The sequence below is a fragment of the Kitasatospora herbaricolor genome (assembly GCF_030813695.1).
GTDB classification, from domain to species: domain Bacteria; phylum Actinomycetota; class Actinomycetes; order Streptomycetales; family Streptomycetaceae; genus Kitasatospora; species Kitasatospora herbaricolor.
The window spans coordinates 3,937,240-3,948,621 of sequence record NZ_JAUSVA010000002.1; the positions used below are offsets into that span (position 1 = coordinate 3,937,240).

An 11,382-nucleotide genomic window follows, 5' to 3' on the forward strand; every position below is an offset into this window, starting at 1 on the left:
CCGGGCAGGACGAGCGGGCAGGCCGAGCGGGCAGGGCAGGGCTGCGCAGGACGAACCATGCGGGCGGGCAGACTGGGCGGGTGCAGACCTCCTCCCGCCCGACCGCCGAACAGCTCGCCGCCGCCAAGGACGCGACCATCCCCGACGTCGCCGCGCCCGGCCTCACCGTGCTCTTCTGCGGCATCAACCCGGCCTCTGGTCCGGCGCCACCGGCCGGCACTTCGCCCGCCCCGGCAACCGCTTCTGGCCGGCCCTGCACCGCTCCGGCTTCACCCCCCGCCAGCTGCGGCCGGACGAGCAGGACGAGCTGCTCGGTCTGGGCCTCGGCATCACCAACGTCGCCGCCCGCACCACCGCCAAGGCCGACGAACTCACCCGGGCCGAACTCCTGGAGGGCGGCGCCGCCCTCACCGAACGCGTCGCCCGGCTGCGTCCACGCGCCCTGGCGGTGCTGGGCATCGGGGCCTACCGGACGGCCTTCGGACGGCCCCGCGCCACGGTGGGGCGCCAGCCGGAGGGGCTCGGCGACACCGAGGTGTGGGTGCTGCCCAACCCCAGCGGCCTGAACGCGCACTACACCCTGGACGCGCTGGCGGCCGAGTTCCGCAAGCTCCGCGAGGCCGTCGGCCCGCCGGAGTGAGCCGGGGCCGCTCGCCGGTCGCCGAGGGCCGGCGCCGGAAGCCGGCGCGCTGGCCCTGCTCGGGGTGAGTGCGCCGGTCACGCTGCCCTGGGCCACGGTCGGCGGGGTGGTGGCGGCGGCCGCGGTGATCACGGTGCCGTGCGCGGCGCTGTCGGCGGCCTGGGCGCTGCGCGGCCGGCCGGTGGTGGCCGTGGCGCGCTGACCGGGGCGGTCCCGTCCGGGCCCGGGAGGGTTCAGGCGAGGCCGAGGGCGCGCAGGGCCGTGCGCTGGGTCCAGGCCAGCAGCCCGACCGTGAGGGCCGCCATCACCAGGGCGAAGCAGACGTGGCCGAGGGTCGAGGTGACCCCCAGACCGACCGCGCCGAGCAGCAGGTGGCTGCCGATGCGTACGGCGACCAGGCCGATCGCCACCTTGCGGGTCTCCTTGCCGCGCCAGAGCGCCTTGGCCAGCCGGAGGCGGCCGCGCAGCACGGTCAGCGAGACGGTGATGTTGACCAGACCGACCAGCACCAGGGCCGGCCAGGCCTGCGGGAAGGCCTTGATGATGTCGAAGGACGCGGCCAGGACGGCCTCGAAGCCGAAGAACCAGACCGGCAGCCGCGGCACGTCGCCGTGGAGGGCGGCGGGCGATCCGGTCGCGTCGGCCCGTGCCGGCAGCGGCGGCGCGGTGGCGGGGCCGGCGGTGGTGGGGACGGCGATGGCGAAGGCGGCGGCTCGGTTGCCCATGGTCTGTGTTCCCCCGGAAGCGTGTGGTCCGGTCCGGCGCGTTCGCCCGATCGGTGGACACGATTCTGCTCGGGCGGCCGGTACCCCCACCACGATCCGGCGTCATCACTCCCGGATGACGGATGTCATACCGCCGGCCGGGCCGCTCCCCCGCTGCCGCGGGCGGCCGCCGCGCCGGCGCAGGCCCGTCCGGCCCCCGCCGGACGGGTGGGAACGTGAAGGAGGCATGGTGTGAATTCCCGGTGGTGCGGTCACCCGGGTGGCATCACGGGTGGCCGGTTCGGCCGGGCGGCCGGGGCCGGCGCCGGAATTCCGCCGCTGTCGCACACCGGGAAGAAGATCGTCCGGCGCGCGGTGGGCGAAAGCCGGCACCCCGGGCGTTCCGGACGGAAATCCGCACAGAACGGCCGTGGGGCCCGCAGAAAATCTGCGGGCCCCACGGTCAGCGACTCACGCCGCGCACTTCGGCACAACCATCAGATGACGGTGATGTTCTCCGCCTGCGGGCCCTTCTGGCCCTGCGTGACGTCGAACTCGACCTTCTGGCCCTCGACGAGCTCGCGGAAGCCCTGGGCGCTGATGTTCGAGTAGTGGGCGAAGACGTCGGCGCCGCCACCGTCCTGCTCGATGAAGCCGAAGCCCTTCTCGGCGTTGAACCACTTCACGGTGCCAGTAGCCATATTCGTTCTCCTTCGGGGCTGAACCGGCGACCCGCACCTCGCGGATCACCTTGCGTCGCACTGATTGCCCCGTCCGGAAAAGAATCCGGGCAAAAAACAAAAAGTGCGCCCCCAGGTCGAAACCAGCAGGCGCACACATAAGTTCATGGGAACCACAACTGCAACTGGTATCGACAGTAGCACGGTCCGGGGGGCAAATGACCCGCGGCCGCCAGAAAATTCAGGCCTCGCGCCGGCGGGCTCCGATGTGCGACTCTCGACCTAGAGGACCACTCGCTCCCCGACCACACCCGTGAGGCAACATGCGTTCCACCATCGCCGGCCGCTCGTTCTACCTGGAGGCGAACGAGGTGGAGAAGGCCATGGCCGGGATCAAGCCCGAGCCCGCCCTGGCGGAGGCCGTTCGGATCGGGCGCCGCTGGTACCCCGTCAAGCAGGTCGGCGCGGTCATCACCCGCCAGGACCGCCGGGACTTCAGCGCCGCCGAGGTGTACCGCGCGATGGAGCGGCTCGGTTTCACCTGCCGCACCTCGCCGCCGGTCGCCGAGACGCCCGAGCCCACCGAGCCCGTCGCCGGCACCGAGCCCACCGACCCGCTGGGCTTCTGACCGGACCTCGTCCGACCAGCACCGCTCCCCGGCCCACTCCCGGGTCGGCCCCGTTCTCGGGGCGGCGGACCGGTAGGCCGATCTGAACCACCGCCCGGCCGGGCCCCTCGGGGCCGCCGGGCTTTTCGGCGCGTCCGGAGGAGCCGAACCCTGCACAGGCGCCGGGGGGCGCCGGCAGGGCCCGGCAGGAACGGGCCCTGCGCGGGCCGCAGCCGGCCCCCGGGCGGCCGCGGCCACCCAGGCCGGGCCCGGAGCCCGGCGGACCGGGAGCGGCCCCGACAGGGGCCCGTGGAGCGCCGCCCGCACCCTCCGGCACCCGACGACGCGCCCGGCGCCCCGCCCGGCCCCGAATGCCCGCGACCCCGGACGCCCGCGCCCTCAGGCGCCCGCCGCCCCGGCCCCGCGGACCAGCTCCGCGACGAACCCCCGCACCCGCTCGGCCGGATCCGCCGCACCCGCCCACGCAGTCATCAGCAGGTGGTGGACCGTGCCCACCACGAGCAGCGCCAGCGCCACGCAGTCCGCCGCCGGCCCGAGCCGGCCGAGCCGCTGCTCGGCCTCCAGGTAGGCCGCGAGCGAGCGCTCGACCTCCGGCATCCCCGGCGCGCCGGCCGCCATCGCGGCCCTCACCCGCGCCGACACGCCCGCCCGGGTCAGCGCGAGCGAGGCGACGGCCGGGCCGCTGGAGGCGAGCAGGGCGAGCGCCGTGCCGGTCAGGTTCCCGGCCACCGTCCCCTGCCCGGCCCGTCCGGGCAGGCCCTCGGCGCGCTCGGCGACCGCCCGGAACCGGTCCAGCACCAGCTCCGCCACGAACTCGTCCAGATCGGCGAAGTGGTTGTACAGGACACCCTTGGCGCAGCCCGCCTCGCCGGTGACCGAGCGGTTCGACAGCCCGCCCGGGCCCTCCCTGGCCAGCACCCGCTCGGCTGCGGCGAACAGCCGTTCCCGGACGTCGGTGATCGGCACGCCCCGCGGTGACATCGTCCTCCTCCTCGGCCGCCCGTGGCGGCGGCCCTCCACCCTCCGGCCGATACCCCTTGCCGGTATGGGCGCTCGCCCATACGGTATGGGCAGGCGCCCATACTAGCGGGCGACGCCGCCCAGGACCGGAGGGAGATCGCGATGCACCACATCGTCAACACCGAGCAGGCGCAAGCGTGGAACGGCTACGAGGGCGACCACTGGGCCGACCACCACGACCGCTGGAACGCCGTCAACGGGGGCTTCGACGATCCCCTGTTCACCGCCGCCGCGATCAACCCCCGCGACCATGTGCTCGACATCGGCTGCGGCGCCGGCCGGACCACCCGGCTGGCCGCCCGGCAGGCGGTCGACGGCCGGGCCCTCGGCGTCGACCTGTCCGCGCCGATGCTCGCCCGGGCCAGGGCCGAGGCCGCCGCCGAGGGCCTGGCGAACGCCGCCTTCGTCCAGGGCGACGCCCAGGTCCACCCCTTCGCCCCGGCCGCCTTCGACGTGGCCGTCAGCCGGTTCGCCACGATGTTCTTCGGCGACCCGGTCGCCGCGTTCGCCAACATCCGCGGCGCCCTGCGCCCCGGCGGCCGGCTGGCCTTCGTCTGCATGGGCGACCCCGGCCGCAACGACTGGCTGCGGGTGCTGACCGCGCTGGGCGAGCACCTGCCGGTGCCGCCGCCGCCCGCCCCGGGCGACCTGGGCATGTTCTCGCTCGCCGACCCCGGTCTCGTCCGGGAGGTGCTGACGGGCGCCGGGTACGCGAGCATCGGCGCCACCGCCGTCGAGGCCCCGATGCACTGGGGCCGGGACGCCGCCGACGCCGCCCGCTTCCTGCTCGGCTCCGGCCCGGCCCACCATCTGCTCGCCGGGGCCGACCGGGCCACCGCCCGCCTCGCCGAGGAGACGCTGACGGCCACCCTGAGGCCCCACGCCGGTCCGGCGGGCGTCCGGCTCCGGGGCGCGGCCCTGCTGGTCACCGCCATCGCGCCGTAGCGGCGGCCGGCCCGCCCGGAGCCCTTACCGTCCCGGAACCCCTCCCGGCCCGGAACCCCTCCCGAGGGGCGGGCGGGTGCGGCGCCCTACTCCTCGATCGCCCCGCCGGTGGCCCGCAGGTGCTCACGGAACGTCAACCCCGGCTCGGCCTCGCGTGCGGCCAGGTAGTCGGCGAACCCGGTCTGCCGGCGCAGCGACGTCCCCGCCCGCATGGCGGCCGCCTGCCGTTCCTCGACGTCGCGGATCGCCTCGCCCGCCGCCACGATCTCCCCCAGCCGCTCCCCCGGCAGGAAGATCACCCCGTCACCGTCGGCGACGGCCACATCGGCCGTCGTCACCGTCCACGGCCCGACCCGGGCCCGCTCCAGGCCGTCCGGGAGCCGCCCGCCGACCTGGAGCGGGCCCGCCGGGGTGGCGCCGAGGGTGAAGACCGGCAGTCCGATCCGCAGCAGATCCCGGGTGTCGCGGTGCAGGCCCCAGACCACGATGCCGGCCAGCCCGGCCCGTTGGACCTCCAGCACCGCCAGGTCACCGATGCACGCCTCGTCCGTCCGCCCCCCGTTGTCGATCACCAGCACGTCGCCCGGCCGGGAGAGCTCCAGCGCCTCGAAGAAGATGTCCACACTGCCGACGTGACGCACCGGCAGCACCCGCCCGGCACAGCGCATGCCACCGGCCACCGCCGTCAGCCCGGAGGGCCCGCAGCGCACCTGGAGCCCCAGGCGCACGCAGGCGTCCGCGAGATGCGCGGTGGACAGTGCGGGGAGGGCGGACAGGACTGACGTCTCCACGGCCGGCGACCGGTCGCTCATCGGCTTCACTCCGCTTTCCCGGGGGCCGGCGGGTGCCGGTCGGCTTCGCAGTCTCCTCCCCGGCCGCCGGGCAGGGCAAGGACCGTGGCCGCGCGGGCGGCGCAGCGCGGCAGCTGCGGCGCCGACACCCGCATCTCCTTCACCTGGACGGGCGCCAGGGTCGACCGGCCCGGGGCCTACCTGCTCGGGAGCCCCTGACCGGGCCGGCGGCGGAGGCCGTCAGCGGCCGCCGAACTTCTCGTCCGTGGAGACGATCTCGCGGCCGAGCGGCATCAGCGAGATCGGGATCATCTTCAGGTTCGCCCAGCCGAACGGGATCCCGATGATCGACAGGAACAACGGGATGCTCGTCACCACGTGGGCGATCGCCAGCCAGATGCCCGCGAAGATCACCCAGATCACATTGCCCACCAGCGACGGGGCCCCCGCGTCGGACCGCTGGACCGTCGTCCGGCCGAACGGCCACAGGACGTAGCCGGCGATGCGGAAGGAGGCGATGCCGAACGGAATGGTGATGATCAAAATGCAGCAGACGATGCCGGCAATGGCGTAGCCGATGAACATCCAGATGCCGCAGAAGACCAGCCAGAGGACGTTGAGGATAAAGCCGATCACCTTCATGGAACCCAGCCTCCCACGAGCCGCCCCCCGAGGCGCTTCGACGCTCACCCCGCCCCGTCCCCGCCGCCCGGGGCCGCGAAACCCCCGGAGGGAGGGCGGCGCCTCGGGGCACGGATCAGCCGAGCGGCTCGCGGGCGTTCTGCCGCCGGTCGAGTTCGGCGATGTCGGGGTGGTGCAGGTCGAAGGCCGGGGACTCGGAGCGGATGCGCGGGAGGGTCGGGAAGTTGTGCCGCGGCGGCGGGCAGGAGGTAGCCCACTCCAGTGACCGGCCGTAGCCCCACGGGTCGTCGACCTCGACCTTCTCGCCGTACCTGGCGGTCCTCCAGACGTTGTAGAGGAACGGCAGGGTGGAGATCCCCAGCAGGAAGGAGCCGATGGTGGAGACGGTGTTCAGGGTGGTGAAGCCGTCCGAGGCCAGGTAGTCGGCGTAGCGGCGGGGCATGCCCTCGGCGCCGAGCCAGTGCTGGACCAGGAAGGTGGTGTGGAAGCCGACGAACAGAGTCCAGAAGTGGATCTTCCCGAGCTGTTCGTCGAGCATCCTGCCGGTCATCTTCGGCCACCAGAAATGGAAGCCGGCGAACATCGCGAAGACGACGGTGCCGAAGACCACGTAGTGGAAGTGGGCGACGACGAAGTACGAGTCCGAGACGTGGAAGTCGATCGGCGGGGAGGCCAGCAGGACACCGGTGAGGCCGCCGAAGAGGAAGGTGACCAGGAAGCCGATCGTCCAGAGCATCGGGGTCTCGAAGCTCAGCGAGCCCTTCCACATGGTGCCGACCCAGTTGAAGAACTTCACCCCGGTCGGGACGGCGATCAGCAGCGTCATGATCGAGAAGAACGGCAGCAGCACCTGCCCGGTGACGAACATGTGGTGCGCCCAGACCGTGATCGACAGGCCGGTGATGGCGACGGTGGCCGCGATCAGGCCGGAGTAGCCGAAGATCGGCTTGCGGCTGAAGACCGGGATGATCTCGGTGACGATGCCGAAGAACGGCAGCGCGATGATGTAGACCTCGGGGTGGCCGAAGAACCAGAACAGGTGCTGCCAGAGCAGCGCCCCGCCGTTGGCCGGGTCGAAGACGTGAGCGCCGAACTTGCGGTCCGCCTCCAGCGCGAGCAGGGCGGCGGCCAGCACCGGGAAGGCGAAGAGCACCAGGACGCTGGTGAGCAGGATGTTCCAGACGAAGATCGGCATCCGGAACATGGTCAGGCCCGGCGCCCGGAGGCAGATGATCGTGGTGATGAAGTTGACCGCGCCCATGATCGTCCCGAAGCCGGAAAGCGTCAGCCCCATGATCCACATGTCGCCGCCGATGCCCGGCGAGTGGATCGCGCTGTTCAGCGGCGCGTAGGCGAACCAGCCGAAGTCGGCGGCGCCGTCCGGGGTCAGGAAACCGGCCACCACGATCGTCGAGCCGAACAGGTAGAACCAGTACGCGACCATGTTCAGCCGGGGGAAGGCGACATCGGGCGCGCCGATCTGCAACGGCATGATCCAGTTGGCGAAGCCCGCGAAGAGCGGGGTCGCGAACATCAGCAGCATGATCGTGCCGTGCATGGTGAACAGCTGGTTGTACTGCTCGTTGGACAGCAGCTGCAGCCCGGGCCGGGCCAGCTCGGCCCGCATCAGCAGTGCCATCACCCCGCCGACCAGGAAGAACCCGAACGAGGTGGTCAGGTAGAGGGTGCCGATCCGCTTGTGGTCGGTGGTGGTCAGCCACGAGACCAGCACCCGCCCCCGGCGCCCCCGGCGGGCCCCCGGGTCGTGGCCCCGGCGGGGGCGGAGCGGTCGCTGCGGGCCGCGGCCGGGCACTTCGGTTCTCGGCAGAAGGGTCATGGCTCCGCACCTTCCTGGGCACCGTCGCGAGTGGTCCGTCAAGCACTACCAGTCACGGTTGCCGGGAGCGTGCGGCACGCCGGGGCGCGGCGGGGCGGCGTCAGCCGAACGCGGCCGCACACCGGCCGCGCCGCAGCACCGGGGGAAGGCCCCCGCCCGGCCGCGCGGAGCTTCTCAGCTCCGGGCCCGCTGCGTCGCCGCGATGCACAGCAGGACGGCGAGGGCGGTGACCGGGGCGGCCGGCGGCAGCTCCTCCCCCAGCAGCAGGACGGCCCACACCAGCGTCAGACCGGGCTGGGCGAGCTGCAGCTGACTGGCCTTCGGCACGCCGATCTCGGCCATGCCCCGGTACCAGACCACGAATCCGCCGAACTGCGAGACCGCCGCCGTGTACGCCAGCCCGCCGACCGCCCCGGCCGACAGGTGGACGGGTTCGACCGCCAGGGCCAGGACCGCCGCAGGCACCGTGACGGGCAGCGAGGCCACCACCGCCCAGCCGATCACCTGCCAGCCCGGCATCTCCCGGGAGAGCCGCCCGCCCTCCGCGTACCCGGCGGCGCAGACCAGCAGGGCCCCGAAGAGGTACAGGTCCGCCACGGCCGGCCGGCCGTGGCTCTGCTGGAGGGTGAAGCCCAGCACGGCGGCCGCGCCGGCCAGCGCGGCGCACCAGAAGGCGCGGGAGGGCCGGGCGCCGGTACGGGCGGCCGAGACCGCGGCGGTGGCCAGCGGCAGGATGCCGACCACGACGGCGGTGTGGGCGGTCGAGGAGGTCTGCAGGGCCAGGGTGGTCAGCAGCGGGAAGCCCAGCACGCAACCGGCCGCCACGACGAGCAGCCCGGGCCAGTACCGGCGGGCCGGGACGGGCACCCGGGCGGCGGCCAGGCAGCCCAGGGCGAGGACGCCGGCCAGCACCCCGCGCAGGCCGGTCGCCGTCCAGGGGCCGAAGCCGGTCAGGGCGCCGGCGGTGGCGGGGAAGCTGAAGGAGAAGCAGAGGACGCCGAGGGCCGCGAGCAGGGTGCCCGGGCGGGACGCACCGGCGGTCCGGCGAGTCACCGCTATCGTCATGGGGCTGGTAGCGCTATCTTGTGCCGTCATGAATGAGCCTAGCAGCGTCCATGAACTGGCCGACAGTCTTCGTCGCGATCTCGACCGCTACTCCGAAGGGGAGAAGCTGCCGTCGAGCCGGGTGCTGGTGGGGCGTCACCAGGTGAGCCCGGTGACGGTCTCCCGGGCGATCGCGGTGCTGGTCGCCGAGGGGCTGGTGGTGGCCCGGCCAGGCGCCGGCGTGTTCCGGGCGCCGCGGGCCGGCGCCGGTGCCCACCGGGGCGACCTCTCCTGGCAGGAGGTGGCGCTGAGCGCCGAGGTCGGCACCGCCAACCCCGGCGTCGGCGGCCTGCTCACCACCCTCACCGTCCCCCCGCCGGACGTGATCGACCTGAACGGCGGCTATCCGCACTCCTCGCTGCTGCCGGAGCGCACGCTGGCCGGCGCGCTGGCCCGGGCCGGGCGGCGGCCGGGTGCCTGGGGGCGGCCGCCGGTGGACGGACTGACCGAGCTGCGGGCCTGGTTCGCCCGGGACATCGGTGGGCCCGGCGGGTCGCTGAGCGCCGCCGAGGTGCTGGTGACGGCGGGCGGCCAGAGCGCGCTGACCACCGCCCTGCGCTCCCTGGTGGCGCCGGGTGCGCCCGTCCTGGTCGAGTCGCCCACCTACCCGGGGACGCTCGCCGTCGCCCGGGCCGCCGGGCTGCGTCCGGTGCCCGTCCCGGTGGACGCCGACGGCGTCCGCACCGATCTGCTCGCGGAGGCCTTCGAGGCCACCCGTGCCCGGGCCTTCGTCTGCCAGCCGCTGTTCCAGAACCCGACCGGCGCGGTGCTGTCGGCGCGGCGCCGGGCCGAGGTGCTGCGGATCGCCCGGGCGGCCGGTGCCTTCGTGATCGAGGACGACTTCGCCCGCCGGCTGGTCCACGCGGACTGCGCCCCGCTGCCCCGGCCGCTGGCGGCCGAGGACCCGGACGGGGTGGTGGTGCACGTCCGTTCGCTGACCAAGGCCGCCTCGCCCAGCCTGCGGGTGGCGGCGCTCACCGCGCGCGGCCCGGCCATGGAGCGGCTGCGGGCCGTCCAGGTGGTGGACAGCTTCTTCGTCCCGCGCCCGCTCCAGGAGGCGACCCTGGAGCTGGTCGGGGACCCGGGCTGGGCGCGGCACCTGCGCACCCTGGCGGCCGAGCTGCGGGACCGCCGGGAGGCCGCGGTCGCCGCGCTGCGCCGGGGACTGCCGGGGCTGCTCGGGCCGGCCGTCCCGACCGGCGGGTACCACCTCTGGCTGCGGCTGCCGGACGGCGCGGACGAGGCCACCGTCGCCGCCGCGGCCCTGCGCGCCGGGGTCGGCGTGACCCCGGGGCGGCCCTACTTCGGGGCCGAACCGTCCGGCCCGCACCTGCGGCTGAGCTACGCGGCGGCGGAGAGCGCCGCCCAGGTGGCCGAGGGCGTCGAGCGGCTGCGCCGGGCCTACGCGGAGGACGCCTCCTGAGGCCGCCCGGCCGCGGACCGCACCGGCCGTGACGGCCGCGGGGCCGGGCCGGCCGTGACGGCCGGGTCAGCCGCGGTGACCGGCCATCCGCTCCAGGCGGGCGATCCGCTCGGCCATCGGCGGGTGGGTGGAGAACAGCCGGGCGCCGGCCTCGCCGGGGCGGAACGGACTGGCGATCATCATGTGGCTGGCGGTCTGCAGCTGCGGCTCGGGCGGCAGCGGCAGCTGCTTGGTGCCGACGTCGAGCTTGCGCAGGGCGCTCGCCAGGGCCAGCGGGTCGCCGGTGATCCGGGCGCCGTCCGCGTCGGCCTGGAACTCCCGGGAGCGGCTGACCGCCAGCTGGATCAGGCCGGCGGCGAGCGGGCCGAGGATCATGATCGCGAGGATCCCGAAGAGGCCCGGGCCGTCGTCGTCCTCGCTGCGGCCGAACGGCACCAGCCAGGCGAAGTGCACCAGGAACATCACCGCCGAGGCGAGCGCCCCGGCCACCGACGAGATCAGGATGTCGCGGTTGTAGACGTGGCTCAGCTCGTGCCCGAGCACCCCGCGCAGTTCGCGTTCGTCCAGCAGCTGCAGGATGCCGTCGGTGCAGCAGACGGCGGCGTTGCGCGGGTTGCGGCCGGTGGCGAAGGCGTTCGGGGCGGGGGTCGGCGAGATGTAGAGGCGGGGCATCGGCTGGCGGGCGGAGGTGGAGAGCTCGCGGACGATCCGGTACAGCCGGGGCGCCTCGATCTCGCTCACCGGGCGGGCCCGCATGGCGCGCAGGGCCAGCTTGTCGCTGTTCCAGTAGGCGTAGGCGTTGGTGCCGACCGCGACCACCAGAGCGACCACGAAGCCGGCCCGGCCGAAGAAACTGCCGATGACCAGGATCAGCGCAGAAAGGCCGCCGAGCAGTACGGCGGTCCTCAGTCCGTTGTGCCGGTGATGCACGGCAGGCCCTCCAGGTGGTGCGGTGGGAAGCCTTCTG

12 protein-coding genes and 1 pseudogene are annotated in these 11,382 nt (G+C 74.3%); 5 read left to right on the top strand and 8 right to left on the bottom strand.

The window, feature by feature from the left end; genetic code table 11:
* Positions 1 to 137 precede the first annotated feature (137 nt).
* Positions 138 to 634: pseudogene (gene mug, locus J2S46_RS17520) on the top strand (G/U mismatch-specific DNA glycosylase); the annotation flags it as partial.
* Positions 635 to 704: 70 nt separating this feature from the next.
* Positions 705 to 842 (top strand): hypothetical protein, encoded by a 138-nt coding sequence (locus J2S46_RS17525; protein WP_191289619.1) that lies wholly within the window; start codon positions 705 to 707, stop codon positions 840 to 842.
* Positions 843 to 873: 31 nt separating this feature from the next.
* On the opposite strand, the gene J2S46_RS17530 is transcribed toward J2S46_RS17525, so the two are convergent.
* Both J2S46_RS17530 and J2S46_RS17535 read right to left on the bottom strand, forming a co-directional pair.
* On the bottom strand, positions 874 to 1,365 hold the full coding sequence (locus tag J2S46_RS17530; RefSeq protein WP_229912632.1) for a hypothetical protein: 492 nt from the start codon (positions 1,363 to 1,365) through the stop codon (positions 874 to 876).
* A 476-nt stretch (positions 1,366 to 1,841) separates the two neighbouring features.
* Entirely contained in the window at positions 1,842 to 2,045 is a 204-nt protein-coding gene (locus tag J2S46_RS17535; RefSeq protein WP_073924377.1) for a cold-shock protein, read from the bottom strand.
* 302 nt (positions 2,046 to 2,347) lie between these two features.
* Here J2S46_RS17535 and J2S46_RS17540 point away from each other — a divergent pair, with 302 nt between their 5' ends.
* The gene (locus J2S46_RS17540) at positions 2,348 to 2,653 is read left to right on the top strand and encodes an SCO5918 family protein (protein WP_073924378.1); all 306 of its coding nucleotides are present in this window, start codon (positions 2,348 to 2,350) and stop codon (positions 2,651 to 2,653) included.
* A 378-nt stretch (positions 2,654 to 3,031) separates the two neighbouring features.
* Here the strand turns inward: J2S46_RS17540 and J2S46_RS17545 are convergent, their stop codons facing one another.
* Positions 3,032 to 3,634 carry a TetR family transcriptional regulator gene (locus J2S46_RS17545; RefSeq protein ID WP_191289618.1) on the bottom strand — a complete coding sequence of 201 codons (603 nt, stop codon included), beginning with the start codon at positions 3,632 to 3,634 and terminating at the stop codon, positions 3,032 to 3,034.
* A 141-nt stretch (positions 3,635 to 3,775) separates the two neighbouring features.
* Here J2S46_RS17545 and J2S46_RS17550 point away from each other — a divergent pair, with 141 nt between their 5' ends.
* Positions 3,776 to 4,618, top strand: coding sequence for a class I SAM-dependent methyltransferase (locus tag J2S46_RS17550; RefSeq protein ID WP_191289617.1), 843 nt, complete (start codon positions 3,776 to 3,778; stop codon positions 4,616 to 4,618).
* An 86-nt stretch (positions 4,619 to 4,704) separates the two neighbouring features.
* On the opposite strand, the gene J2S46_RS17555 is transcribed toward J2S46_RS17550, so the two are convergent.
* The 4 genes from J2S46_RS17555 to J2S46_RS17570 all read right to left on the bottom strand — a co-directional run bounded on the left by J2S46_RS17555 (position 4,705) and on the right by J2S46_RS17570 (position 8,983).
* Positions 4,705 to 5,430, bottom strand: a complete 726-nt coding sequence (locus J2S46_RS17555; RefSeq protein ID WP_191289616.1) for an RraA family protein — start codon at positions 5,428 to 5,430, stop codon at positions 4,705 to 4,707.
* Positions 5,431 to 5,649: 219 nt separating this feature from the next.
* Complete coding sequence (locus J2S46_RS17560) at positions 5,650 to 6,051, bottom strand: YccF domain-containing protein (protein ID WP_191289615.1); 402 nt, start codon at positions 6,049 to 6,051, stop codon at positions 5,650 to 5,652.
* 115 nt (positions 6,052 to 6,166) lie between these two features.
* A complete protein-coding gene (gene ctaD / locus J2S46_RS17565) occupies positions 6,167 to 7,888 on the bottom strand; it encodes an aa3-type cytochrome oxidase subunit I (RefSeq protein ID WP_307350471.1) in 1,722 nt (573 codons plus the stop codon).
* A gap of 174 nt (positions 7,889 to 8,062) precedes the next feature.
* Entirely contained in the window at positions 8,063 to 8,983 is a 921-nt protein-coding gene (locus tag J2S46_RS17570; RefSeq protein WP_191288724.1) for a DMT family transporter, read from the bottom strand.
* On the opposite strand from J2S46_RS17570, the gene J2S46_RS17575 reads away from it, so the two are divergent.
* Positions 8,982 to 10,415 carry an aminotransferase-like domain-containing protein gene (locus J2S46_RS17575; protein WP_191288725.1) on the top strand — a complete coding sequence of 478 codons (1,434 nt, stop codon included), beginning with the start codon at positions 8,982 to 8,984 and terminating at the stop codon, positions 10,413 to 10,415. The two genes, J2S46_RS17570 and J2S46_RS17575, sit on opposite strands and share 2 nt — an antisense overlap.
* Positions 10,416 to 10,481: 66 nt before the next feature.
* Here the strand turns inward: J2S46_RS17575 and htpX are convergent, their stop codons facing one another.
* Positions 10,482 to 11,345, bottom strand: a complete 864-nt coding sequence (gene htpX, locus J2S46_RS17580; protein ID WP_191288726.1) for a zinc metalloprotease HtpX — start codon at positions 11,343 to 11,345, stop codon at positions 10,482 to 10,484.
* Between the last annotated feature and the right edge of the window lie 37 nt (positions 11,346 to 11,382).

Coding starts and splice junctions, on each gene's coding strand:
- J2S46_RS17530 (WP_229912632.1), bottom strand. CDS start 1,365: ATGGGCAACCGAGCCGCCGCCTTCGCCATCGCCGTCCCCACCACCGCC.
- J2S46_RS17535 (WP_073924377.1), bottom strand. CDS start 2,045: ATGGCTACTGGCACCGTGAAGTGGTTCAACGCCGAGAAGGGCTTCGGC.
- J2S46_RS17540 (WP_073924378.1), top strand. CDS start 2,348: ATGCGTTCCACCATCGCCGGCCGCTCGTTCTACCTGGAGGCGAACGAG.
- J2S46_RS17545 (WP_191289618.1), bottom strand. CDS start 3,634: ATGTCACCGCGGGGCGTGCCGATCACCGACGTCCGGGAACGGCTGTTC.
- J2S46_RS17550 (WP_191289617.1), top strand. CDS start 3,776: ATGCACCACATCGTCAACACCGAGCAGGCGCAAGCGTGGAACGGCTAC.
- J2S46_RS17555 (WP_191289616.1), bottom strand. CDS start 5,430: ATGAGCGACCGGTCGCCGGCCGTGGAGACGTCAGTCCTGTCCGCCCTC.
- J2S46_RS17560 (WP_191289615.1), bottom strand. CDS start 6,051: ATGAAGGTGATCGGCTTTATCCTCAACGTCCTCTGGCTGGTCTTCTGC.
- ctaD (WP_307350471.1), bottom strand. CDS start 7,888: ATGACCCTTCTGCCGAGAACCGAAGTGCCCGGCCGCGGCCCGCAGCGA.
- J2S46_RS17575 (WP_191288725.1), top strand. CDS start 8,982: ATGAATGAGCCTAGCAGCGTCCATGAACTGGCCGACAGTCTTCGTCGC.
- J2S46_RS17570 (WP_191288724.1), bottom strand. CDS start 8,983: ATGACGGCACAAGATAGCGCTACCAGCCCCATGACGATAGCGGTGACT.